The 26,367-nt window shown below is 57.2% G+C and carries 17 protein-coding genes; 10 read left to right on the forward strand and 7 right to left on the reverse strand.

Going from position 1 to position 26,367, the window contains the following annotated elements:
- Positions 1–115 precede the first annotated feature (115 nt).
- Together VN577_21235 and VN577_21240 are read left to right on the forward strand one after the other, a co-directional pair.
- On the forward strand, positions 116–2,677 hold the full coding sequence (locus tag VN577_21235; protein HWR17368.1) for an RNB domain-containing ribonuclease: 2,562 nt from the start codon (positions 116–118) through the stop codon (positions 2,675–2,677).
- Positions 2,674–3,282, forward strand: a complete 609-nt coding sequence (locus VN577_21240) for a hypothetical protein (GenBank protein HWR17369.1) — start codon at positions 2,674–2,676, stop codon at positions 3,280–3,282. The genes VN577_21235 and VN577_21240 overlap by 4 nt, the downstream gene beginning before the upstream one ends.
- Positions 3,283–3,286: 4 nt before the next feature.
- Here VN577_21240 and VN577_21245 read toward each other — a convergent pair whose 3' ends face one another.
- The 3 genes from VN577_21245 to bcp form a co-directional block, all read right to left on the reverse strand.
- Positions 3,287–3,868, reverse strand: coding sequence for a hypothetical protein (locus VN577_21245; protein HWR17370.1), 582 nt, complete (start codon positions 3,866–3,868; stop codon positions 3,287–3,289).
- A 64-nt stretch (positions 3,869–3,932) separates the two neighbouring features.
- Positions 3,933–4,913 carry a diacylglycerol kinase family protein gene (locus VN577_21250; GenBank protein HWR17371.1) on the reverse strand — a complete coding sequence of 327 codons (981 nt, stop codon included), beginning with the start codon at positions 4,911–4,913 and terminating at the stop codon, positions 3,933–3,935.
- A 7-nt stretch (positions 4,914–4,920) separates the two neighbouring features.
- A complete protein-coding gene (bcp, locus tag VN577_21255) occupies positions 4,921–5,376 on the reverse strand; it encodes a thioredoxin-dependent thiol peroxidase (protein HWR17372.1) in 456 nt (151 codons plus the stop codon).
- Between the two features lie 24 nt (positions 5,377–5,400).
- On the opposite strand from bcp, the gene VN577_21260 reads away from it, so the two are divergent.
- Positions 5,401–6,636, forward strand: coding sequence for a hypothetical protein (locus VN577_21260; GenBank protein HWR17373.1), 1,236 nt, complete (start codon positions 5,401–5,403; stop codon positions 6,634–6,636).
- Between the two features lies 1 nt (position 6,637).
- Here the strand turns inward: VN577_21260 and VN577_21265 are convergent, their stop codons facing one another.
- Complete coding sequence (locus VN577_21265; protein HWR17374.1) at positions 6,638–7,771, reverse strand: hypothetical protein; 1,134 nt, start codon at positions 7,769–7,771, stop codon at positions 6,638–6,640.
- A 72-nt stretch (positions 7,772–7,843) separates the two neighbouring features.
- On the opposite strand from VN577_21265, the gene VN577_21270 reads away from it, so the two are divergent.
- Both VN577_21270 and VN577_21275 read left to right on the forward strand, forming a co-directional pair.
- The gene (locus VN577_21270; protein ID HWR17375.1) at positions 7,844–8,872 is read left to right on the forward strand and encodes a CPBP family intramembrane glutamic endopeptidase; all 1,029 of its coding nucleotides are present in this window, start codon (positions 7,844–7,846) and stop codon (positions 8,870–8,872) included.
- A gap of 2,595 nt (positions 8,873–11,467) precedes the next feature.
- Positions 11,468–11,671 carry a hypothetical protein gene (locus tag VN577_21275; GenBank protein HWR17376.1) on the forward strand — a complete coding sequence of 68 codons (204 nt, stop codon included), beginning with the start codon at positions 11,468–11,470 and terminating at the stop codon, positions 11,669–11,671.
- Between the two features lie 482 nt (positions 11,672–12,153).
- Here the strand turns inward: VN577_21275 and VN577_21280 are convergent, their stop codons facing one another.
- Positions 12,154–15,312: a TonB-dependent receptor gene (locus VN577_21280; GenBank protein ID HWR17377.1), complete on the reverse strand. Its 3,159-nt coding sequence runs from the start codon at positions 15,310–15,312 to the stop codon at positions 12,154–12,156.
- Positions 15,313–15,939: 627 nt separating this feature from the next.
- The gene (locus VN577_21285) at positions 15,940–17,151 is read right to left on the reverse strand and encodes an MFS transporter (protein HWR17378.1); all 1,212 of its coding nucleotides are present in this window, start codon (positions 17,149–17,151) and stop codon (positions 15,940–15,942) included.
- Positions 17,152–17,282: 131 nt separating this feature from the next.
- Between VN577_21285 and VN577_21290 the strand changes: the two genes are divergently transcribed.
- The 5 genes from VN577_21290 to dnaA all read left to right on the forward strand — a co-directional run bounded on the left by VN577_21290 (position 17,283) and on the right by dnaA (position 24,764).
- Positions 17,283–17,714 (forward strand): Fur family transcriptional regulator, encoded by a 432-nt coding sequence (locus VN577_21290; protein ID HWR17379.1) that lies wholly within the window; start codon positions 17,283–17,285, stop codon positions 17,712–17,714.
- Between the two features lie 66 nt (positions 17,715–17,780).
- Entirely contained in the window at positions 17,781–18,323 is a 543-nt protein-coding gene (locus VN577_21295) for a peroxiredoxin (GenBank protein ID HWR17380.1), read from the forward strand.
- Positions 18,324–18,391: 68 nt separating this feature from the next.
- Entirely contained in the window at positions 18,392–18,946 is a 555-nt protein-coding gene (locus VN577_21300; GenBank protein HWR17381.1) for a carboxymuconolactone decarboxylase family protein, read from the forward strand.
- 333 nt (positions 18,947–19,279) lie between these two features.
- The gene (locus VN577_21305; GenBank protein ID HWR17382.1) at positions 19,280–22,846 is read left to right on the forward strand and encodes a carboxypeptidase regulatory-like domain-containing protein; all 3,567 of its coding nucleotides are present in this window, start codon (positions 19,280–19,282) and stop codon (positions 22,844–22,846) included.
- 511 nt (positions 22,847–23,357) lie between these two features.
- A complete protein-coding gene (gene dnaA / locus VN577_21310; GenBank protein ID HWR17383.1) occupies positions 23,358–24,764 on the forward strand; it encodes a chromosomal replication initiator protein DnaA in 1,407 nt (468 codons plus the stop codon).
- Between the two features lie 48 nt (positions 24,765–24,812).
- Here the strand turns inward: dnaA and der are convergent, their stop codons facing one another.
- Positions 24,813–26,366, reverse strand: a complete 1,554-nt coding sequence (der, locus tag VN577_21315) for a ribosome biogenesis GTPase Der (GenBank protein ID HWR17384.1) — start codon at positions 26,364–26,366, stop codon at positions 24,813–24,815.
- Between the last annotated feature and the right edge of the window lies 1 nt (position 26,367).

Genomic DNA, 26,367 nt, shown 5'->3' on the forward strand with positions numbered 1-26,367 from the left:
AGCCTCCGGGCCGGATAATGCCGCGAATTATACACGGGGCTGCTCTGCGAACAACGTCGGCACGCGTCCGGTTCAACCGCGAGTTCGGTCACCACACAAGGATTTTGCTGTAACCATGGCACGCAGGAATACAATCGTCCCGATGCTTTCCGACGCCGAGATTCTGCGGAAAATTGAGCAGCAACCGAAGCAAGCCGCAGGATACAAGCAGTTAGTCCGCGAACTGCGCGTCCACGGCGACGCCCGGCAGGAACTTCGCGAACGTCTCGCCGCCCTGGTCGGGCGCGGCAAACTCATCGCCGATTCCGAGCGCTTCTCTCTCCCGAAAGCCAAGCCTTCTCGCAACCAAATATTCGGACGCCTCAGCATGCACCGCGACGGCTACGGCTTCGTCATTCCGGAGAGCGATGAAGTCCGCACGCGAATCGAAGGCGACATCTACATCAGTCCGCATGGCATCGGCAACGCCATGCACGGGGATCGCGTGCTCGTTGAAATAGGTCCGGTGCGCAACGACGGCCGCGCGGAAGGGCGCATCATTCGAGTTGTCGGACGCGCGCACCCGACCGTCGTTGGCATCTTCCATTACGGGCGCAAGTTCAATTACGTCCGTCCCATCGACGAGAAACTTACGCAGGACATCATGATTCCGCCGGGCTTCGAGTATCCGCCCGACGAAGAAGAGCAGTCCGCGCCTGCGAAGAAAACGAAGGCTGACAAGTTCGAACGTCATCGCGTCATCGGCTCGGAAGCCAAGCGTTCGCTCCAATGGGATGACCTGGAGGGCGTGGTCGTTGATGTCGAGATCACCGAGTGGCCCACGCCGACGCAGCAGCCCAAAGGTCGCGTCGCAGAGATTCTCGGATACGAAGACGATTTCGGAGTCGATGTAGAAATCGTCATTCGCAAGCATCACCTCCCACACCGATTCCCGCTGGAAGTACTCGAAGAGGCGAACTCATTCGATCCCGTCATCACGGCGCGTGAAAAGCGCGGCCGCCGTGATTATCGTGATTTGCCAATTGTCACCATCGACGGCGAAACCGCTCGCGACTTCGATGATGCCGTGCTCGTTCGCAATCTCCCGAACGGCAATCTCGAGTTACATGTACACATCGCCGACGTGGCCCATTACGTGACGGACGGCACGCCCATCGACCGCGAGGCACGTTTGCGAGGAACCTCCGTGTACTTCCCCGATCGCGCTATCCCCATGCTGCCGATCGAACTCTCAACCGACATGTGCAGTCTGCGCCCGCATGTGGATCGCCTCGTTCTCTCCTGCGTAATGGAGATCGATCACCAGGGCGAAATCATCGGATACGAGATTAATGAGGGCATCATCCGCTCGGCTGAACGCATGACGTACACCGCCGTGCACGGCGTCCTCGAGGGCGATGCGAAACTGCGCGAGCGATACTCGAACCTTGTCGCCAATTTCGAACTGATGCGCGATCTGGCCATGATCCTGAATCGCAAGCGCCAGCGCCGGGGCTCTATTGATTTCGATCTTCCGGAGCCGGTCATCGATTTTGACGAGCAGGGCCTGATGCAGGGCATCACGCGCTCCCAGAGAAATGTCGCGCACCGCCTCATTGAGGAGTTCATGCTTGCAGCGAACGAATGCGTGGCCAGTTACCTGGAAAGCAAGGACATCGCTTCGCTCTACCGTATCCACGAGAAGCCCGATCCGAAGAAAGTATTCGAGTTTGAGAATGTCGCTACGGCATTTGGATTCTCCCTCGGCGTAGGTGCCCTGCCCGTGAAACGCATGGAAACTCGCGGAGATCGCCGTGACCGGCGCAGGTCTGGTCGCGATGCTCGCGTGATTGAGATCCCGGAAGACGTGCACATCACGCCGCGGATGTACCAGAAGCTCACGCAGAAAATTGCCGGCACGCCTACGGAACGGATCCTCTCTTACCTGATGCTTCGCTCGCTGAAGCAGGCGCGATATTCCGAAGAGAATGTCGGCCACTTCGCACTTGCGACAGGAACCTATACGCATTTCACTTCGCCGATACGCCGCTATCCCGACCTCATCGTGCACCGGATTCTCAAGCAGGTGCTGCGCGAATCCGCGGAACAGTCGGATGCCGGCGTTCCGGTGGGCATCGGCACTCCTTCCAGCCGGAAAGGAGCATGGGAGAGATCGTTCGAAGCACAACCTGACGGAAAACGTTCACCGTGGTCCACTGCGCGCGAGAACCGTCGCGACCAGCGTGGAAAGCGGCAGGAAGAACAAAAGGAACTATCGGGACCGATTGCAGTCGAAGAGTTGCACAGCATCGCGGAAGAATCCAGCGAGGCCGAGCGTCGCGCCGACGATGCCGAACGCGAGCTGATCGAATGGAAGAAGATCAAGTTCATGGCCGATCGCGTCGGAGAAGAATTCGCCGGCCTCATTATCAGCGTGACAAAATTCGGATTCTTTGTGGAACTGACCGACCTCTTCATCGAAGGTCTAGTTCCCCTCGCCACTCTCAACGATGACCGCTACGTCTATCACGAAAACACCAAGCAGATCATCGGCCAGCGGACCCGCAAGGCCTACTCGCTCGGCGACAAAATCAATGTGCTGGTTGACCGAATCGACCCGGTTCTCAAAAAGATCAATTTCGCCGTCGTGGAGCAGGAGCCGAGCCGAGCCCAGCGCCGGCATAGGAGAAGGTTGTGACCCTGCGGCCGGCGATTGCAGTCGTGATTTGGCTGCTCGCAATTGCAGCGCAGGCACAATGTAACGGCTTCAGTTTCAAAGGTCGCGTCGAGGCTGGACAGGATTTCGAAAAGCCAATCGGAAACGCTCTGGTGTTTCAACTGGAAGCCACTGAGTCCGGATGGATGATCTACGTCGTTCCGCAAAAGCACGCTGACGAAGCGGTGAAGCGTGACTATATCTATCCCGTGAATCCGCCCTTGCGCTCCAACCCGCTTCAGTATCTCCAACGGGCTTTCGATCAGTCAGCTAGAGAACTGCTGAGTCTCGAGCGAGACCTCCGTTTTGTCACCAACCAGTCTGACTTCGAGAAGGCCAATCATGCCGTGCAGGAAGCGCTGTGGCCCGGTTCGGCTGAAGGTGGGGAGCAGAACGCTGCGAAGTATCTGGAGCAGATGAAAGCCCTGCCGCTGGGATCGTTGCATTACAAACCTGTCGCGTTCCAGGTAAGTGAGGAAGATCGGCCAGAGTGGCTGGAATTCGAGATCACGGTGTCGGTTCCCGCCGGATTCAAAATCCCTGCCGGCGTCAGTCGCAGTTCGGTTTCGTGCCCACCTTCGCTGTAAACGCTTAGTCCCGCAGGTCGACCTGGCCGATGTCGACAATTGCGCGCAGCGAATATGCACCCTGTCCGTTCATACGGAAGCTCGGGAAAAATCCTCCATGACTGCGACGCCAGGCGCCAGCATTTACTTCTCCAATCTTGGCTGACGCGTCCAGCGTCTTGATCTGCTTCGGATCGGCGACCACCTTGATCTGCCCGATATTCAAGCCAAGACTCTTGTTCCCTTCCACATCTTCAACACGCAGCTCTCCCATGGTCTGATTGGCAACGAGGTTACTCTGCTTAGGGACATAGATAACGGCCTTGAAATCGTGTGAAGGGCCTTCGATCTTGACCTTGGCCTGCGTTCCCTTTACTGAGATCTCGGAGTGCGCGCCTGACGTATTCGGCTCCAGTTCCACCCAGATCTTGTTCTCCGCCGCTCCGCGAATTGTGAAGCTACCAACAGAAAGATCCAGAACTACTTCTCCGCCAGGCTGAAAGGCAGCCTCAAAAGTATTGGGCCCGTTCCTCTGCCAACCGAGGTAGAGCACCGCGCCGAAGCAAATAATTCCAAACAATATGAGTGCTGTCCTGCGAGCTCGCATCGGACCTCCGAGCGTACGACGGCTTAGACTTGATTACGAGGAAGACGTTCAGAAAGTTCCGAAATTAATCGCGGCGCCGCAAAAGACAGCTCGCCGTTTCCGGCACAAGAAGATTCAATGCATTCGGAAGCATGCGAATCGTAACCGGTAACCGGCCAACCCACTCGCCGTCGGCTTCGGCATACACTGTCTGTCGTCGCTGCCCTAGCCCGGCGTCCTTCGGCCGGCAGCTTACCTGGGAAGCATGGACCATCTCGATGTAACGGTCCTGCCAGTCTCGTCCCACCATTCGCCCTGTCACGAATCTCAGATAACGAGCGCGGCTCGACGTCTTGAACAATACCAACCGGATGTCGTCGCGAAGCAGGTCAGCACCCGGCGCCAGGTGCCGTAAAACTCCACCGAAGTCGAGGATACGCACGGCAAGCAATTGCGTGACCTCTTCTGAGCGATTCTTGTTTCGGTCAGTGTCGAACCAGTCCACCACAAATGGCTGGTACCCTCCTCTCGCCCACACCCGAAGCGACTCCCCGCAATACGCTGCCATACCCCATCGCTTCTTGAACGCAGCGTTCAGCCGGTAAAACAAGAAGGCATCGAGGCCGATCCCAGCCGCCACCGTGAAGTAACGCGACTCACGCTCCCGCGCTTTGTTCTCAAATTCGATCTGGCCGACGGCTATGCTTCGCACAGCCGCACTCGCCAGTTGAGTGGCCACTTTCGCGGGATCGCGCGAAAGGCCCAAATCACACGCGAGCGAGTTTGCGGTTCCGAGAGGGATGACGCCCAGCGCTGCTGGGGATCCCACCAGCCCCTGGAGTACGTCGTGAACTGTCCCATCGCCTCCGCAGGCAACAATGGTGTCAAAACCTTCTGAGATCAGGCGGCGTGTTTGTTGTTCGGCGGAACGCGGTCCGGTCGTGGCTTCCGTAAAGACCTCAATGCCAGTGGACCGAAGCACTGAGGCGGCCCGCTCGACGTCAGCTTGCCGCCGTGCCTGATTCTGTCCGGACCGCGGATTGTAGAGCAGTGCTGCTCGCTTCAACCTGTGACTATTCCTTCAGCGCAGCCAATACTTCGGCCGCGTGGCCTTCCGCTTTCACCTTACGGAACGCCTTCTTGATCTTCCCGTCGGGGCCGATGATGAACGTGCTGCGCTCGATGCCCATCACCTTCTTGCCGTACATGTTCTTTTCCTTCCACACGTCGAACGCCTGTGCGACTTCTTTTTCCGTGTCTGCCAGAAGCGGAAATGGAATGTCGTATTTGTCTGCGAACTTCTTTTGGGCCGCGGGAGAATCAGGAGAAATGCCAAGCACAACCGTGTTGGCCTTCTGGAACTTCTTGTATTCGTCACGAAACTCGGACGTTTCGACCGTTCAACCCGGCGTGTTCGCCTTCGGGTAGAAGTAAAGGACAACGGTTTTGCCCTTGAAGTCCTTCAGCGAAACCTTCCGGTTCTCCTGGTCAAGCAAAGAGAAGTCAGGAGCTTTATCATTAATGTCCATAGAATCCTTCCTCTTGGGAAGAAGATGATAAACCGTCTGGGTAAGATCTCGCTCGTTCTCCTGCTGGTGCTCGCAGCCAGCGACTTTCAATTCGCACAGCGGAGTAAGAAATCGCCGATGGGACCGAGAGCCGTTGCGGCCCTTGAATGGACCGGTCGCGGACTGCGCCTGGTTCCAATCAGCCTGCTTATCGACGGCAAGCTTTACGACGCCAGTCTCTACCGTGCCAACCCCGTTCCATTCGCGCTCGATTCCGGCAATGTGTACGAGGTACAACGTTCCGGAGAGCCAATCGGCGACTTCACGGTTTCTACCGCGGAACAGTGGGCCAACGGTGCGTGGGCGGGCAACGGGAAGTACGTGAGCGAAGCGGACCGTCAGAAAGAGGCGGAACGCCGCGCCAAAGTGAGTTCCCAGCCCAGCAAACCATTGCAGGACGAAGATGAAGGACCTCCAACCCTTCGCCGTGGCGGGAACAAATCTCCGGAGCCAAAACCGGAGGAGAAGCCTACCCCGAAAACCGAAGAGCCTGCCGCTCCAGCCAAGACCCCCGAGTTGACCGAGACCACGAACGACCCGGATCGTCCGGTACTTCGTCGTGGAAAGCCTGGCACCGAACAGGCCGAGAAGTTGGGCAACGAGCCGGTTCCGATGAAGGTGCCGGAAAAGCCTCCCGCAGGTCTGGCCAAGGTTCAGGTCGCTGTTTCCGATCCGGTGAATACCGAGTCGCGTCCGTACGCGTGGAGATGGGCCGACCAGAATGAGGAGGAGAAGATGCGCGCTGCCATCGAGAGGCTGGCGTTGTCGGAACTCCAGGGGTACACGGCACAAGGCAACCGGCAAAAACCAGGCAGGCTGGAAGACGTGGAGATCGCTGCCTTCGATCTGGAGTACAACAACTCGCCCGATGTGATCTTGTCGGCCAAGGCGCGTCCCGCGGCAGAGCCAGCAAAGAAGGGAGCTAAGTCCGGGAACCAGACGGCAAACGCTCCTGCCAACCTCGAGTACTACGTAACGGTCGTCGCGCGGGAAGACATCTACGGGCAACTGGTTAAGAGCTTCTCGATGGTCACCGACAGCCGCCACTTGGACGTATTTCCGCGGATGCACTTGATAGACGCAGTGGACATCGAAGGCAACGGCGCAGGCGAACTGCTGTTCCGCCGGATCTCAGACCGTGGAAGCTCCTTCGTGATCTACCGCGTGTATTCGTCGCGGCTGGACGAGCTACTTCGCGTTCCCGAACCGGTGTTGCAGTAGATCACATACGAATCAGTCCGCCGAAACTCAGGACGAGGTGTCCGAGCAGAATGCCGATCACGAGCCCGAGCGTGATGGCTGCGTGCTTCGACTCCAGCAGGTCAGTGATGACACCTGCGGTGAACACATATCCGAATGGCAGCGCGAGGACGTAGAAGCCGAGTCCGCCCTGATGCGGCAGGGCCATTCCGAGCAACAATACGAACGCAAACACTAACAGCGGCGATGTCGTGCCGAAGAAGCGCGCGCGCTTCCAGACAGCGTAGGTTGCCAGTGCGACCAGGAACAGCAGCAACGACGTCGGCTGGCGCAAGAAGTTGAGCATCACCCGCGAATAGACGAACGGATTCACATAAGCCTCAGGCATGAAGCCGAAGAGGCTTGAGGTCCGGATCCCGTTTACGAGTGCCTGCGCGTGGAAGCCATAAGCGGCGAACAGAACCGCAAAGCCGATCGCACATCCGGCAGCCATGATTACGGTCGCGGCTCCGCGACGTTCCGGAACCAGATACCACATGAACAACAGCGTCACCGGAACCAGGATGACGATGGCGAATTGCGCAGCGCTGCCAAGTCCGATTGCAGTTCCGAGCAACAGGATCCGCTTCCAGTTCCAGAGCACGACTTCCCGCGGAGCGTAAAGAGTGTGTGCGAGGCCGATGGCGGTGAAGACGAGCCCAAACGCGCCCCAATCGGCGATCACGCTGGACTGAACCGTGGAGGCGCGAACCACCGCGAGCGGCGAGAACGCGTAGAGCACGAGCGCGATGTAACCGGCGACGTTGCCATAAAGACGTCGCGCGACGTACCAGAGCGAAGCTCCGAACAGCGCGCCCATGAACATGAATGGCATTCGCGCGAACCATTTCCAAGTGGTCGGGAACGATTCGTGCGTGGCTTTTGCCCAGAGCAACGGGAACGATGCGGCGAGTGCGGTTGCGGGCGAAGGCTGGTCGTTGGAAGTGATCTCCGCGCCGCGCCATTGACGCTGGCCTTGCAGGACGTAAGTAACTTCACGCTCGGTAAGCGGCGCTTTGGCGCAGAACCAGACACATTGGGCGAGAAAGAGGAGCAACAGGAATCCGGCGACGAACTGCGGCGATCCAAAGCGCTCGTGCGTAAAGAAGCGTGTCATTGGGAACTAGAAGTTGTATCACGTCAGGAGGCGACGCACGAAGAATCGGTCACGACGTATACTTCCACAGCTATGAGCAACAACGGCAATCTCAACCCGGAGTTTTCGACGCCGAACGATGCGCAGCCGGCTGCGACCCAACAGTCAGTGATCAGGAAGATTTTTTTCGGACCGAATGGACTGCGGGCCGGGTGGCGATTTGCGATCTACGTGGCGCTGAGTTTCGTGCTGGGGTACGTTTTTCGATATTTGCGGCAGGCGGTGTATCCGTTGCCGAAGCGGGTGCCGGGGGAGGGGCTCGAACCGGTGCGAGAGATCATCGTGCGCGGCAGCGGATTCCTGGTGGCGGCCGTGGCAGCGTGGATCATGGCGCGGATCGAGCGGGAGAAGTGGGAGCATTACGGGCTACCGGTGCGGCGCGTGTTCAGCCTGGACTCTTTTGTCGGCCTGGTATGGGGTTTCGTGGCATTGACGTTCGTGATGGGCGGGTTGTGGCTGGCGGGCGCGTACCGGATTGAGGGGCTGGCGCTCTCGGGCGGAGCGATCTGGAAATTTGCGGCGTTGTGGGGGGTGATGTTCCTGATCGTGGGACTGCTGGAGGAGTTCACGCTGCGCGGGTATCCGTTGTACACGCTGGCGTCGGGCATGGGGTTCTGGCCGGCGGCGATTTTGACTTCGGGGTTGTTCGTGGCGGCGCACCTGGGGAATCCGGGCGAGACCTGGATGGGGCTGACGGATGTTTTCCTGATCGGCGTGTTTTTGTGTTTGACGCTGTGGCGGACGGGGGACCTGTGGTTTGCGGTGATGTTCCACGCGTCGTGGGACTGGGGGCTGACCTATTTTTACTCGGTGCCGAACAGCGGCGCGACCGCGACAGGACACCTGTTCAACGTGCAGGTGCAGGGACCAAAGTGGCTCTCGGGCGGGAGCGCGGGGCCGGAGGGCAGCATTATCAACTTGTTCTTCGACCTGCTGGGATTCGTGGTGTTCCTGGCGTTTTACCGACACCGTAAATGGGTGGGGATGAACGACCGGCGCAAGACGGTGCAGACTTCGGCGAGCGTGACTCTCGACGCGTCGGCGTTAACGGGAAACAGCTAGCAGACCCTGACCACCATATGTTGTATTTGCCGGGATTTCGCTTGAGGGTACCCCCCACCCCCTCCCAAGTTACAAAACAAAGCACTTGTACGACGGACTATGAAAACAAAGCACTTATAAGTCGCTGATTTTGCAGCTAGTTACATTATCAATTTGATAACAAAGAACTTAGCTGTGGGTACAAGATGTTGTGTTCTGCTCACTGCTTTTAGCTGTCAGCTATTGGCTCTTAGTCGGCAAATTCATTACCAACATTTTCAGGATAGCAATTTGGGCGGGGGCAACAAGGTTTTGAAATTTATTTTGCGAGTGTTTTCAGGAGTTTGCGGGGAAAAGGGCGTCGTGACCCCCTTGACACGCTCCGAGCAGGCAGTGCCGAACAGAACAAAAAAGATAACCACAGAGACGCAGAGACACAGAGAGTTGAATGGGAAAGAGTTCGGTGTGAACGCCGGCGGTAGTTCCGGGGACAAGAACCCTCCGGGATCGGAGTGCGGTGGTCTCCCACCCTTCGGCTTCGCTCAGGGCAGGCTCTTAACGTCCCCCAATACGAGACGTGAAGGTGGGGCACGGAAGCCGTATAGCTAGTGCGTTAGGTGTGCCACCAACCCGGTTTTTCCTGCGCGTTGTGATAGCTACGATGAAGACCGATGCAAGTATCCTGAACTCCTGCATTTGTTGGCAGAGCCAAAAAGTTCAGATTGACAATCGCGGGATTGCTGCCGAGGATTAAATTTCAGCAATCAGGTTCGATAATTTACCGGCTCAACACAACATGCCAAGATCGAATTGGAGCAGAGAGGAACTGATCATTGCGTTCAACCTTTACTGCAAAACGCCGTTCGGTCGAATTCACATTCGTAACCCGCACATTATTGAACTTGCTCGAGCACTAGGACGCTCACCTTCGGCAGTTTCGTGGAAGTTAGCGAACTTTGCGAGATTGGATCCGTCCTTGAAGCGTCGGAATGTTTCGGGAGCAAGCCATGGGGCGAAGCTTGAAGCGATCATCTGGCAAGAATTCAGTAATGATTGGGACAGACTGGCCTTCGAGAGCGAAGAACTTCTGAGTAGACTCTCACCTTCTTTAGCTAGCAACTATATCTTTGAGGATTTTCCAGAAGGCATATCGCGTCCGACAACTGTTCTTGCACGTGTAAACCAATCTTTTTTCCGGTCAGCCGTACTTGCTGCTTACCGATGTCGTTGCTGCATTTCCGGTTTGGACGTTTCCAGTTTGCTAAATGCGAGTCATATTGTTCCGTGGCGCGACGATGCCGCGAATAGAACAAATCCAAAAAATGGCCTCTGCCTCAATGTGCTACATGACAAAGCGTTCGACCGCGGACTTCTCACGATAACGACTGACTATAGGGTTAAAGTCTCTCCGGCATTACCTAGAACATGTACCGCGGAAGATCTATTTTTCAAGTATGAAGGTCGGGAAATTTCCTTACCTGAACGGTTCTTGCCTGACCCGAGCTTCTTGGAGTACCACAACAGGCATGTCTTCCAGCCCTAAGAGTTGATCTCCATGAACTTGAAATTAACTTACCTTTACCGGGACGCTGGCAACTATAAGTACTGGGCCGAAGTCATTTTTGGAAACAGGTCCGCCATGTCGCCTGACAGAGCGCACGCTGCGTTGCGAGCGCTATTTCTCATGGATGAGCTATTTGTAGCCGATCAGATTCGACTAAAGGAGCTATTCCCATACCACGAGCATCCTACTGAAGACGACCACTGTTTCCACGAATTGTTTTCTGTCGAAAACACTGAGGCGGATGTTACTGACGCTTTGGATCGAGACTTCCTCGATTTACTTAAAGAGTCGGAACGCGCTAGCCACCAAGGCTGGCGGGGCTTCTCAGTATCTTCGATAGGCAGAGTTTACTTTGTCTTTTAGTCGAAACTGGCTACTCCCTCGTAGGCCGGTTGCGTTACTTATCCGCGTGGCGTCCCGATTCTAATGCCGTTGATCTCCCACAGTTTGGGAAACGTGCCGGTGGAGGTGAAAGCCTGGCACGCTTTGACCGGGCGCGCGGGATTGCGGTGCTGCGTACCGCCTCTGAGAGGTTACTACCATGCCAACCCCGGGTTTCGTGCGCAGAGAGCGCGCACTCCACCCGGGGCTAATGAATGACGTCCGCTACGGCTGGTGGCCCATCCATCACACGGAGTTTCCGTGCCCCAACTTCACGTCCCGGTGTTTTGGGGACGTTAAGGTGGGAGTCCACTGCACTCCGCTCCCGGAGGGTTTGGTCGTGATCCCTGCGTCTCACATGGGTTAATCGATGGGACAGAGACATATTAGTACCCTACTGGCAGTGATTTTGCTCTCACGCTCGCGTGCTGTCCATTCCGATTCGATCTCGACCGGCCCGATTTCCCGAAACAGTGATGCGGCAAGGAGGAGTCAACACTCGAAGACTCTTGCTAGCGTGAACGTCGGTGGAATCCCACATCTGCCAACTGCAGGCAGATGCGGGGCACCAGGCTAATGGGGGTAACATTGGCTTCTCACGCCGGGGAAGGTACCATTTCAGGAAAAGTTGGACCGCAGCAGGTCACGTTCCTGCTTATTGGAGATCGTAAGTGGCTGAACAACTAAACCGTACCGAGCAGCTTGCCGAGCGCCGTAGCGCTCGCAACTGGATCGTGTTCGCTGTGTTCCTTGTTATCGGGATCGCGAGCATTACACGCGGGTTTTATCGGCAATACGACTGGCTAGGCATTTTCCTGGGAATGGGAGTCATTGGATTTGGGTATTCACGATTGCGAAGTGGTGCACATGGCTGACAGAAGTAATCGTGTCCGGGAGACACCTAGGAAATAAGCGGCACATCAGCGGCTCCGACCATTTGTATCGTACGATTTATGCCTGAATTGACTGATACCTGTTCCCACTTCAACTGTGGAATCCCAGATCTGCCAACTGCCGGCAGATCTGGGGCACCAGCGCGCACTCCACCCAGGGCTAATGAATGACGTCCGCCACGCGGGCTGGAATCGTGGTGCGCGCTAAATTCATCCTCATCCCCAACGGGCGTTGTAAATGGAAACGCACCCCGCGTCTGTGGGTAGGTGAACACGAAACGCGGGCCATTCGGCCTCACGCACCATTATCGTCATCGTTCGAACTGAGAAAACAAAAAAGAGAGGATGAGCATTAAGCCCATCCTCTTTGCGCTTTTGCACCTTTTGTAAAAGGTAGCTGAGCGCGAGTTTGGTATGCGGAGCGGTTTGGCTGCCCCGCACGCCTCACTATGGGGGTTACACCCTTAGAATGTGAACTTCACCAGGAAACGACCCTGGAAACCAGGATTGAAGGTTGACGGCTGACCATAGCGCGGATCAAGTCCGCCGGCTTCCGACACCATTCCCTTCCAATCGAAGCCCTTGGTGAGATCCACATGGCGAAGATCCAAGCCAACTGAATCCACCAGTTCTTCCTGGTTGTAACGGTCCATGGTGTAGACATTCGTCTTCTGGTTGAAGAGGTTGATCATGTTCATTTCGAACCGCAACGATTTCTTCTCGCCAACCTTGAAGGTATGAGCAACCATCAGGTCGGTCTGCGTGAAGACAGGCGTGCGGCCCATGTCGCCACGGCCTTCCACGTACATCGGAATGCCGTTCATGGTGTTCACCTGCGTCGTCATCGGTGTGCCACTGGTAGCGCGGAAGAACCCGCCGACCTCGGTCCCAAACTTGAATGTCTTGGAACCGTAGAACTTCAGAACGTGCGGGCGATCCGTTGGCAGGCGACCGTACAGGCCGTCGTTTCCGTGCGCGTCGAACAGAGCCTCATCCAGATCGAAGTAACGGTTGGCGTTGCCACCGGAACGGAAGATCTGGGAGAAGAAGGCCTGGTTTCCGCCGAACGCGTAGCCCAGAGTCGCAGGACGAATTTCGTCCGTGCTCTGCAGTCCGGAGTAGTTTCCGTAGAGACGGCTGTACACGTAGCTGACGTTGAAGAGCATGCCTGCACCGAAGCGTCGCGCCAACGACAGTTCCATCGCGTCGTAAGTGCGGACTGCCTTCGGCATGGTAACGAAGCAGTTGCCGTCGATTTCAATCGGGCAAGCCAAACCGCCGGACAGAGCCACGTTGTTGCGGCCTTCTCCAGGGTTGCCGTAGTTGTACACTTCGTCGCCGTTTTCGATCTGGCCCATGTCCTCAATGGTGCGGTTCAGCTTGTTGCGGACATAACGGCCGGTGAAAACCATGCTCTCTTTCAGTTGCCACTCGATGCCGGTGTGAACCGTGTCTGAACTCATCGGCTTCGTGGCGGGATCGATTCGGTCGAATCCGGGCACGCGACGATCACGGAAGGTACCGGGCCACAGGTTCTGTCCCGGCATATTGTTGAGGTTGAGAGCCCAAACCTTCGCGGGATCGAGCACGCCGTCGGTTTCAACTTCGGTGCCCAGGGTGCGATAGAACACGTGCCACAAATCGCCGCCGAAGGTACCGCGCGCCAGGTCGTACTTGGTCCAGTCGTAGAACCGGCCCCAGCCCGCCGACAACTTGACTTTGCCGTTGCCGAACAAATCAAAGCTGCCGCCGATGCGAGGTGCGATCTTGTCGCCCCAGCCGAACTCGAGTGCGTATTTCTTGATGTCAGGCCGGAACGAAGGAATGATTTCCTTTTCGAAACGTACACCCACGTTCAGGGTCAAGCGGTTGAGCAGCTTCCACGAATCCTGCACGTAGACGTTGGTGATGTTGGAACCGGCAGAACCGCGCGTCGCACCGTCGTGCACGGCGTAATAGCCATACTTGCCCGTGTAATCGACGCCGCAAATAGCGCAGATGTTGTCGGTATAGACGCCATCCTGCATGCTGTTCCAGTAAAGAACCACGCGTCCATTCGGCCCATAGTTAGAGTTATTTACGTTATTGACGTTCTTCGCGGTACCGATGCCGAACTTAAAGTTATGCTGTCCGGCAAAACGAACCATCTGCGTCAGGTCGGCCTGGATGTAAGTACGGGTAGTAAGGTCATGCACCACCTGACCGCCAGCCGGACTGGTGTAATTGCTGGCCAGCCATAGGCTTTGAGGTACTCCCGCGCCGCCCGAGGTAGCATCCGTCACTCCGGTCGGCGAAGTGTTATACCAGAATTCGCCCTGCGGAATAACGCCCGTGTCTTTGTAGTTGAGGTAATAACGGCCACCCTTCACGCTCAGAATGGTGCTATTCGTGGCAGTGTAGTCCACCTGTCCGGTGTAGCTCTGCTCTGGCTGAGAATAGCCAAGGAAGCTATTCGTCCTCATGTCTTCAAGGCTACTTGTACGGGCATTCGCCTTGTAATCGTTGTAGCCGCTGATTGTGCCGGTGGAATGAGTAGGCGTGTAGAGCCACGTGAAGTTCATGCGCAAACGGCTCGTGGGCTCGAACGAAAGCTTGCTGAACCAATTGATCTGGTTCGCGCTCGCCTTCATTGTGCCGGTGCCATCGATGAACTCAGCGTTGCGGCTACGCTGCTGCCAACGCGGTGATGCAGCCGTATAAAAGAACAGCCGATTCTGAATAATTGGTCCGCCGAGAGATCCACCGAACTCGTAGTTGTCGTTCTTGTCCTTGGCGTCCTGGATATATTTGAAGGTGTCTCGGTTGTTTGGTTCGATCTGCATGCGCTCGACCGGACCAGCGTTCAGTTTGTTGCCGAAATAGTAGTAGTGCAGGTCACCATGGAAGCTGTTGCCTCCCGACTTGGTAATCGCGCTGACTACGCCACCCAGGGCGCCGCCGTATTCTGCATCGAGTCCGGTGGTCTTTACCTGGACTTCCTGGATGTAGTCGAACGTTGCACTCTGACGCGCCGAACCGTCAATCATGCTGTTGGTGGCAACTCCATCGATGTAATAGGAGTTTTCCGCACCGCTGGCGCCGTTAATCTGGAATCCACCTTCAATCTGGCCCGTATTGACCGAGGGAGAGAACACGGCAACGCCGGTAAAATCGCGACCTTTAGGCAGGCTCGCGAGCTCTTCCGCGGTGACGTTGTGCGCGATCATCGTGCTGGCCGTGTCAATGAGTGGCGCCGCGCCGGAGACTTCAACCGTCTCTCCTTCGCTGCCCACCTTCATGTCAGCCTTGATGTTGGCGGTCTTGCCTACCAGCACCACGATGTCTGGCATTTCGACTGTGACGAAGCCTTTTTTCTCTACCCGGACTCTGTAACGCCCAGGTTCGACATCAGTCTGCGTGAATGTTCCGTCTCCACGCGACTTCAATGTCAAGGAGCGGTTCGTATCCATGCTGGTGATTACGATCGTGGCATCGGGCAAGACTGCTCCGGATGCGTCCATAACCGTTCCGGTGATGTTGCCGAATCTTTCCTGTGCCACTGCCGGTGCGGAGAACAGAACCGCGCAAAAGCAAAGTAAGACGAGAGCAGTAGTAGCTGCTGAGTATTTTTGGAATGCGTTCACGGAACCCCCTTTCGCGTTTAGGGGCGATGGAAGCGTCTGCACAGGCACCTGACCACACTCGCGTGAGCGACCGGCCGCCGATGGCCGCCTTCCATTCGCCATTGACGTTCGCCTTCGCAACGAATTGCGAAGACAGTTGTATTTGTCTGTTCGCGAGGTTCAGGGACGCCCCAGAGATTCTTACTGCCATCCGTATCTCTGGACCTGGCGGACTTCAAGACTTCTTGAAGCTGTCGCCGGCCTGAATTGCAGAGCGTGCTACGCCGACGGCGTTATTGAATGAACACTGTAAAGAGAAGTGTCACTCAAAGTGACTGCAAACACCTAACCAAACATGGACTCAGCTTCAATGCTGATTCGAAAGCACTTATGGTTAGAACAACGGCGGTATTCCCAAAACGGGTTCCAGTTCTTGTAGGTGCCCGCGCGTCGCTATGGAAACGCGTATGGAAACACGGCTCACATGGGACGAATAACTGCATCGGTTGTTAGGGAAAGGTCTCTAACGCAAGACCGTAATCGAGTTCCATCTTGGGAAACGACAGGGCTTCGGATAACCAACGTGTCATACCGCAGGCGTTATAGAGTCCCAAATCGGAACTAACGTTAGGGTTTGGTGGTCATCTTTTAGGCCTTTTTGTGTTCCTTGAGCATCATTCCGCCGAAGAGCAGTGAGAACGAGAACAGCGAGAACGCGACGAAGCCGGGGATGAAGCTACCGGTGGCGTCGCGGAGTGCTCCGGCGATGAGTGGGGCGAAGAATGCCAAAAGGTATCCGACGCTGAAGAAGACGCCGTTGAGGACGGCGAGTTTCTGCGGGGTGATGTCGGGGATTTCCATGGCGAGCGTGGTGAGTGGCGCAACCCAGAGGAAGAGTCCGATGCCGAAGATAACGGCGCTGATGGAGAGGATGGCGACGTTGCTGGTGAGGAAGAGTCCGAAAGCGGCGCATCCGGTGAGGAGGCCGGCGGCGAGAATGAAGGGCTTGCGGCGTCCGGTGGCCTGAGCGAGCAGGCCTCCGATGATGGCGGAGGGGATGCCGACCATGTTGGCGAGTCCGGTGAGTTGCGCGGCGCGGGTGGGGGCGAGTCCGAGCGACTCCTTATAGAAGGTGGGGAGCCAGGTGTTGAAGACGAGGTAGACGCAGAGTGGTCCGGCGGCGGCGAGCGTGAGCCACCAGGCTTCCTTCATCTTGATGATCTCGAGATATCCGGCGGTGGCGCTGACCTTGGTTTTGGGGGCGGGGTAGCGGTCCCGTCCGAAGAGGAGCCAGGCGACAAAGATGGCAGCACTGATGACGGCGTATGCGGTGAGCACGTGATTGCGTCCGTAGGACGAGGCCAGCGGGATGGTGATGAAGAGGGACAGGGTGATGCCGGAGTTGACGGCGACGTAGTTGAATCCGTTGACGATGGCGAGTTCGCTACGCGGGAACCACTGGAGGACGGCGGGTCCGAGCAGGGTGACGACGATCGCTCCGCCGATTCCGAAGACGATACGGCTGGCGACGAACTCGGTGAAGTTTCCGGCGAAGGGCGTAAAGAGGCTGGCGCAGATGCAGAGATTGCCGATCAGGAGGGAGCGAGCGACTCCGAGGCGGACGGCCATGATTCCGGCAACGAAGGGGAGGAAGATTTTTGCGAACGAGACGGAGGAGATGACGAGTCCGGTCTTGGCGTAGTCGAGGGCGAACTGAGCCTGGATGTCCTTAAGGAAGGGCGAGTAGCCGATCCAGGAGAGCCCGAACACGAAGTAGCTGAAAAACAAGAGGATTTCGATGAGGAAGCGGTATGACCGGGGTTCGTGGGCGGCGGCAGTGGCAGACGCAGGGGCGCTCATAGTTGGGCGCAGTATTTCATAAGGAGGACGGGAGTGTCTGTGGCAGAAGTTTTTTGAGAATTGTGAATCCGGGGGGAACTGGGCACATCTAAGACTTTGATAAGAGTTATCGTTTGATAACAATTCCCAATATGGAACAAAAACCAGACTTCCGGAAGCTGTGCAAAGAGAGCGGGTTGGCACTGACGCACCAGCGCCAGGTCATCTTTAACACGCTGGCCGAAATGCATCATCCGAGTCCGGAAGAGGTTTACGACGAAGTCAAGAAGGCGATTCCTTCCATTTCCCACGCGACGGTTTACAAGACCCTGCACACGTTTGTGGAGCACGGGATCTTGCGCGAACTGAGTCCGCATCACGGGACGTTGCGCGTGGATATGGGAACGGAGCCACATCATCACCTGATCTGCATACGCTGCAAAACGGTGATGGATGTGGAGCCGGAGTCGGTCGGACCGGTGAAGGTGATGGGTAAGCTGCCCAAGGGTTTCAAGGTGGAGCGGGTCGCCGTGGAGATCCAGGGGCTATGCGGGAAATGCGCGAAAGCAGGGATCGGGGAGTAAGCCGCAGATCCAAACCAGTTTCGTTTCACAGCAAAACTTCATTAACAAATTCAGAGGAGAAAAAGCATGTTAGGTGTAGGCGAGAAGTTTCCTGATTTTTCCGTGACAGCAACCGTGAGCGCGGAAAAGGACCTCAACAAGGCGTTTAAGACGATCACCGGCGAAGACTATAAGGGCAAGTGGAAGCTGTATTTCTTCTGGCCGAAGGACTTTACGTTTGTGTGTCCGACGGAAATCGCGGGCTTCGGCAAGGCGAACAAGGAATTCCAGGATCGCGATTGCCAGATTCTGGGCGGATCGACGGACAGCGAGTTCGTGCATCACGCATGGCGGAACAACCATCCGGATTTGAAGGACCTGCCTTTCCCCATGCTGGCGGACATTAAGCGTGAACTGACGGGACAGCTTGGCATCATCGACGAGAAGGCCGGCGTGGCGCAGCGCGCGACGTTCGTGGTGGATCCGGAGAATGTGATCCGGTTCGTGTATGTCACTGACCTGAGCGTAGGCCGCAACCCGCAGGAAGTCCTGCGTGTGCTGGATGCGCTCCAGACGGATGAACTCTGCCCCTGCAACTGGCAGAAGGGCGAGGAAACGATCCACGTCTAAGAGAAGTGGTTAGTTGGGTCCGGGTGGGTTGAGCGAATCAACTCACCCGGAAAGTTGAGAGGACGGAAATGAATCTGGAAGCTTTGTTGGATACGGTTCCCGCGTACGGGAAAGATTTGAAGTTGAACTTTTCGACCGTGGTTGGACAGCAGCAGGAACTGACGCCGCAGCAGGCGTGGGGTACCGCCGTGGCGAGCGCGTATGCGTCGGGCAATGCGGAGTTGCTGCGAACGATCGTGGAAGAGGCCTCGCAGAAGATGTCAGCGCAGGCCTTGGATGCCGCGAAGGGCGCAGCGACCCTGATGGGGATGAACAACATCTACTACCGCTTCCTGCACCTGACGTCGAACGAGAAGTATCGGACGATTCCGGCTCGCCTGCGGATGAACTTCATCCGGCAGCATGGCGTGGAGCATGTGGACTTCGAGTTGTGGTGCCTGGCGGTATCGGCGATCAACGGCTGCGGCGCTTGCGTGGACTCGCACGAGAAGGTCGTTCGCGACAAAGGTTTGGAAGAAGAAAAGATCGTGGCAGCGGTACGAATCGCGGCAGTAGTCCATGCACTGGCGAAGTCGTTTACCGCGGAAGCCGCACTGAAGGTTGAAGCACCAGTGCTGGCGTAAGTTCTCATCTCACTGCAACGTAGTTTCAGCCCGCGTAAGAAGCGGGCTTTTTTGTTGGTCGCGTATGGAATTCCGTAGCGCAAGTCTTCTCAGAACTCCAAATAACGTAGCGGTGATCGGATGTAACCCGGTGTAACGGTCCTGCTGATGATCGTGAAGCCGGTGGGATGGAATGACGGTGATGTCGTTTCAGCCCAAGCTTATTCCCTTTCACCACAGGTATTGAAGAAGTGAACAGCGGTTGGTGTTGCGACTGCACTTACCGATGATGACCCGCGACAGTTTTCCGGAGTGAGGCCGGTGACGCGGAGCTTACATCGGTAAGGAGGAGATATGCAGAATCGCAAATCGCGGTTCGCCGCCTGGTTGGGCGTGCTGGCGTGCATGATGCTGTTGATGACCCCGGCGTGGGCGCAGTCCACCATCTCGGCCGGCAGCATTCAGGGCACAGTTACAGACCCGAGCGGAGCGGTGTTATCAAACGCTAACGTTACCATCAGCAATGAAGCGACGGGGCTGAAGATTACGAGGACGACGACGGATTCGGGAGCGTTCAACTCCGGTCCGCTGGCGCCGGGCAATTACACGGTTCGCGTGGAGACCAAGGGTTTCCAGGCGATGGTGATCCCGGTGACGGTACAGATCGGCAGCACGAGCGCGGTAAATCCGAAGCTGCAGGTCGGCTCGGAGACGCAAACAGTGGAAGTGAGCACATCGGCGCTGGCGGTGAACACCGAACAGGCGACAGTGCAGGGCGTGCTGAATACCGAGCAGATCGAGAACCTGCCGGTAAACGGACGCAACTTCCTTGACCTGGCGCAGCTTGAGCCGGGTGTACAGATCCAGGATGGCGGCAATTTCGATCCGACGAAGAACGGATTTTCCTCGGTGTCGTTCGGCGGACGCGCAGGCAGAGCGGCGCGCATCACGGTGGACGGTATCGACATTTCCGACGAGAACGTCGGCACAACGACGCAGAACCTCTCGGCCGGCGCGATTTCAGAATTTCAGATCAGCCAGTCGACGCTAGATCTTTCGACGGAGCTGACCTCCTCTGGCGCGGTAAACGTTCTGACGAAAAGCGGAACCAACAACGTGCATGGAGACGCCTTCTACCTGTTCCGGGACAAGAGCGTCGGCTTTGCAAACTTCCCCGCAGGTTATGACACGCCGTTCCAGCGCAACCATTTTGGTGGCAGCCTGGGCGGTCCGGTGGTGAAGGACAACCTGTTCTTCTTCGTAAACGCCGAGCGCGTGAAGCAGGACCAGTTGAATCCGGTGATTCCGTCGCCACAGTTTACGGGTGTGCCTCCGGGATACCAGGCTCCCTATCGCGACAGCGTCATGATGGGCAAATTGGACTGGAATGCTCCGCATGGCGTGCGCCTTTTCTACAAGTTCAATTACAACTACAACTCAACGACGCGGTCGGACCTTCCGACATATCAGCCATTCTCAAACAAGAACAACACGCCTTCGCACGGTGTGGGAGCTGATTTCAGTACGGGCAACTACATCCACAGCATTCGCTATGGATACTTGCACTTCCACAACCAGATTGCCGATGCGGTGAACGGGAATCCAAGTGTTTACAACCCGTTGGCAGAGTGGGGCATTGCGGGCCGCATTGGTGGGTTCGGAACTCCGATGCGCTTTGGACCAAATCGTTTGGCTCCGCAGGAAACGATCCAGAGAAACCATCAGATCAAGTACGACGGCAGCCGCCTATGGAAGAACCATCTATTCCGTTACGGTGTGGATTACAACAAAATCGGCATCGGCGGATTAGCTTCGTTCTACGGTGTTGCTCCGGAAGCTCGAACGAGCAACTCAAGCGCGGCACAGGCGTTGGCCGATAGCGGACCCTTTGCAGGCGGCCGCAGCAATCCGCTGAACTATGCACTCACGGCGGTGGTACTTGGGAATGGCCTGGGCTTCGGGTCGGAGAATCCGGCGTACGGGTTCCCCGGCGGCGGATTCTTCCCGCATCGGTTCGCCTTCTACTTTGGCGATTCCTGGAAGGTGCGTCCGAACTTCACCCTGACGGCGGGCGTGCGATACCAGCGCGAGTCAGGACGCACATCGAGCGATCTCGATCCGGTGACGTGCGACCAGATCGACTCCTCTCTGTTCTCCAGCGTTCCGTGCACCGGCAGCCAGCAGTTGCTTGATCAGTGGGGCGCGGGTTTCGGCGACCGTGTACATCAACCGAACAACAACTGGGGCCCGCAGCTCGGGTTCGCATGGGATCCCAGCAGCAACGGCAAATTCGTGATTCGTGGTGGTGGCGGTATCTACTACGAGAACACGGTGATCAACAACACGCTGTTCGACCGGGCGGAACGACTGACATCCGGGTTGTTCAACAACGTGCCGCTGGTTTGCGGCGTGAATGGTAACGCGCTTCCGGTCCCAGGCCTGGGCACAGTCACGAGCTTCCCCTACAACGGTGGAACGGTGAACATCGCAGATATGTGCAGCCTTCGCATGGGCGAGGCGGCACCCCAAATTGCCGCGCTGCAAGCGTGGTATCAGGCGCAAACACTAGCGGCTGGTGCGCAGGGTAATGCTTTGTTCGTCGGCAACAACCTTGGCGCTTTCGCCGGTGTGGTGGATCCGCACTTCAAGACCCCTTACTCAGTGCAGATGAACCTTGGGTTCCAGCGGGAGATCCGCGAGGGCCTGGTTCTGAGTGCTGACTTCCTGCGCAACGTGGGACTCCGGTTCCTGATGCCGGTGGAAGCGAACCATGACGGCGATGTCCGGTTCTTCAACAAGACGGCTGCACAGAACGCGATCGACGCGACGTTGGCCCACTATGGAGTGGCGACCATCGACCAGGCGATCGCAGCAGGTGCAACGATTGCCGACTTCGCCGACAACGGTCTGGACCGCGGAGCGACGTACCTGGCCGGCTTCCCCGCTTCGGCGTTCGGTCTCGACCCGAACAACGGGGCGGCATTTGCCGGAATCAACCCGGGCGTTGGCACCGGCGGATTCCTGACCTCGACGGGACGTTCTACTTACACCGCGTTGCAGATGAAGTTGATCCAACGCGCGACGAATCCGCTGCCGGGCATCGCGCAGACGCACTTCCAGGTGTCGTACTCGCTTTCCCGGTTCAACAACTCGATCGGAGCGGACCAGGACTTCGGTGCCGGAAACGCTGCACTCGACAACGCAGTCCCCTCCCGCTACTACGGACCTTCGTCATTGGACCGCACCCACCAGTTCTCGTTTGGTGGTTCGTTCCAGATCAATCGCGGGCCGCAGATGAGCTTCATCGGCCACATCTACTCGCCGCTCTCGCTAACGCCACTGGTTCCGGTGGATCCGACAGGAGCTTCCGGAGAAATCTTCCGCACGGACTTCACCGGTGACGGAACGGTCGGCGATGTGCTGCCGGGCGCGAACGTCGGCACGTATGGCCGCGACGTGAACGGATCGGGGATCAACCGACTGATCGACGCTTATAACTCGGGCGTGGCAGGCACGTTGACTCCGGCGGGACAGGTGCTGGTGCAGAACGGGTTGTTCACGCAGAGCCAACTGGTTGCGTTGGGAGGCGTTGCACCCACAATCAATCGCGCTCCTGAAGATCAACTCGGCCTGGGCTGGCTTAAGACGGTTGACCTGCGACTGAGCTGGCCGATCAGCTTGACGGAAAAGGTGAAGCTGCATCCTTCGTTCGCAGTGTTCAACCTGTTCAACTTTGCTAACTACAACACGAGCACGGCGCAGATCATGACGCCGCAGCTTGACGGCGAAGCGCCCGGCATCAGCGGCACTTCGAAGTCTAACGTGGACGCGATCAATGCGCTGCGTGCAGGAATCGGGACGGGCGTGAACTCGTTCGCGGCTCCGCGGCAGATGGAGTTTGGCCTGCGCTTGACCTTCTAAGAGCCACGCTTGGCCGAAGCCTTTCGGCGTTGAGGTGGTCAAGGCCCGCTCGAACATGAGCGGGCCTTTTTTCGTGCGCTGAAAAATTGCAGCGAAGTTGGTGCTCACGCACATGTGTGATTAAGTCTCTTTGCGGATTTCATTTCTGCACAACCTTTGAGACAGTTAGAAACCTGTTACTTGACAGATTTTTTCCTGCGGTTATGAAAGAACATCACCGACATTCAAGGGAGAGTGCAAGGACGCTTACGAGCAAGTTGGAACTGTGCTAGTATGCGAATCGGCTTCACGATTAAGAGCTGCTCCGGAAGAGAGAGTAGCGATTCTGTGGTCGAGCGCAACGCGTCGAAATTCCTGAGATCGGTGCGCCAACAACCTTGACAAATTTCTGGCCGTGAAACAGGAGCACGCCGACGAGGCGAACGGTAAGTATTCACGGCTGCAAGCCCGGGAATTTCCGGGTGCATTTATACAGAGGCACGCGATGGAGCGTGCACGGGAATTAATAACTATGTCCGTTTCCAGTTCTGCAACCGCCGCAGTTGATCCCTGGGTTCAAATCCTTAGCGCACTAGAAAAGAAGATCAACCGGCATTCGTACGACACCTGGCTTAAGCCCACGCGCTACAGCCACATGAAGGGGAACATCATGTTCGTGCGAGTTCCTACGCAGGAATTCGCGAACATCGGGGACCGCTACGGGGACCTCATCCAGGAAGCGATCGACAACCTGGGCTTCGACTTTCAGGACGTGCAATTCGTTACCGTACAGGAAGAATCGCCAGCGGCGAAGACGCCGATCCGGCATGATGGCGGATTGAGCGCAGCTTCCGCAACGGCGAGCGGGCAGCAGCTTGCCGGCGTTTCCGCGAAGCAATCGAGATTCGATTGGGATTCAGCAGCACAGCTTAATCCTCGGTATACGTTCGATGGTTTTGTGATCGGCTCCGGCAACCAGTTTGCTTCAGCGGCGGCAAAGGCCGTCGCGGAAAATCCCTCCAAGGCTTATAACCCGTTGTTCCTGTATGGCGGCGTTGGCATGGGCAAGACGCACTTGATGCATGCCATCGGGCACGAGATCAAACGCCGTAGCCCGCAACAATCGATCTGCTATCTCTCGAGCGAGCGCTTCACGAACGAAATGATCAACTCGCTCCGCTACGACAAGATGACGAGCTTCCGGGACAAGTTCCGGAACGTGGACGTGCTGCTGATCGACGACATCCAGTTCCTGGCACAGAAGGAACGCACGCAGGAAGAATTCTTCCATACATTCAATGCGCTGCACGAAAGCATGAAGCAGATCGTGATTGCCAGCGATCGTCCGCCGAAAGAACTGGCGGAGATCGAAGACCGGCTGCGTTCGCGCTTCGAGTGGGGATTGATTGCGGACATCCAACCGCCGGATCTGGAGACGAAAGTAGCCATCCTGCAGAAGAAGGCGGAGGGCGAGCAGATCATGCTGCCGCAGGATGTGGCGCTGTTCATGGCGTCGAACATCCGGTCGAACATTCGTGAGCTGGAAGGCGCTCTAATCCGGCTTAAGGCGAAGTCCTCGCTGGAAGGTCGCGAGATTAATCTGCCTTACGCGCAGGAAGTGCTGCGGAACTTCATCGATTCGCAGACGAAGAAGGTGACGATCGAGTCGATACAGAAGGCGGTCTCGGAACAGTTCGGTATGAGGCTGCCGGAGATCAAAGCGAAGAACAACGCGCGAGCGGTGGTCTATCCGCGGCAGATCGCAATGTACCTGGCGAAGCATCTGACGGAAGCGTCGCTGCCGGAGATTGGACGTCAGTTTGGCGGAAAGCACCATACGACCGTACTGCACTCGATTGAAAAGATCGAAGAGCAGCGCAAGACTGACAAGGACTTGAACCGGCTGCTCAACAAGCTCGCCGAAACACTCAGCAACTAAATTCGTGGTAGGTACGAAACCGGCGCTCTTCGGGGCGCCGGTTTTGTTTTAGTCGCGTTCTCGTTCGCGCTTGCGGCGAGGACGGGTCTTGATCCAGATGGGCGTGCCTTCGAATCCGAAGGCCTGACGAATCTGGTTTTCCAGGAAACGCTCGTAAGCGAAATGTAGCTTTACGTCCTTGTCGGTGAAGAGGATGAAGGTTGGCGGGGCGACCCGGGCCTGGGTCATGTACATGATCTTCACGCGGCGGCTGATCGGAACAGATGCGCGCTCGAAGTCGACGCTTTCGATGAAGCGGTTCATTTCACCGGTGGTAACCCGCTTGCGGCGTTCGGCGGCGACGCGCTCGATGGTCTCAAAGATTTTCGTTACATTCTTGCCGACGGTGGCCGTGGTGAAGATGACTGGGGCGTAGTGCAGGAACTTGAGTCCGGTGCGGACCTGCTGCTCGTACTGGCCCTGGTCGGCGGACTTCATGGCTTCGCGAACGCGCGAGCGGACCTTTCGCTCCAGACGGTCGGCTTCGACCGTGCCAGCCTTGTCGCGGAGTTCCTGGGCGCGGCGAAGTACGAGGTCCCACTTGTTGACGATGATGATGACAGAGCGTCCGCTCTCGTGAGCGTAACCGGCGATGTTGGCGTCGAGCGCGGTGACGCCTTCGGAGGCATCGATGATGAGGAGCGAGACGTCGGCGGCTTCCATATGCTTGCGCGCCATTACGACGGAGAGCTTCTCGGCCATCAGGTCAGTCTTGCCCTTGCGACGGATACCGGCGGTATCGATGAAGCGGAACTTCTGGCCATCGCGCTCGACGAGTTCGTCCACGGCATCGCGGGTAGTGCCGGCAATCGGCGAGACAATGGCGCGCGAGGTGCCGGTGAGCAGGTTGAGCAGCGTGGACTTGCCCACGTTGGGGCGACCGATGATGGCGATCTTGGTTTCTGAGGGAAGCTCGGTGTTTACAGGAGCCTCTTCTTCGTCGGTTTCGGCGCGACGAGGTTGCGGCAAGGCGGATTCCGAATCGATCTCGCGACGGTCGGCGGAAGCTTCGGGCATCGTGTCGGTTTCAACAGGGGCGACGCTGTCCGGAATGACTTCGAGTACGGCTTCGAGCAGCTCGGCGACACCGTTGCCGTGCTCGGCGGAGACTGGAAGCAGGTTCTGGATGCCGAGGCGGCGGAAGTTTTCGGCGTACGGCTCGAGTTCGACGTTGTCGACCTTGTTCACGGCGAGGAAGAGCGGCTTGCCGGTCTTGAGAAGAAGGCGCGAGAGCTCCAGGTCGGGCTTGGCGAGCTCGGTGCGCGAGTCGACGACCATGACCACGGCATCGGCTTCATCGAGAGCGACTTTCGCCTGGCGGTAGATCTCGGCGGGAATGAGTTCCTTATCCTCGGGAATGATGCCGCCGGTGTCGATGACGCGCAGGCGGCGTCCGTTCCACTCGGTGGTGCCGTAGATGCGGTCGCGGGTGATACCGGGTTCGTCTCCGACGATGGCGCGACGGCGTCCAATGAGGCGGTTGAAGAGCGTGGACTTGCCGACATTAGGGCGTCCGACGATGGCTAGGGTGGGAAGATGACGGGTTAGGTTGGTGTCTTGCATT

The organism is Terriglobales bacterium, from assembly GCA_035561515.1.
Classification (GTDB): Bacteria; Acidobacteriota; Terriglobia; order Terriglobales; family Acidobacteriaceae; genus DATMXP01.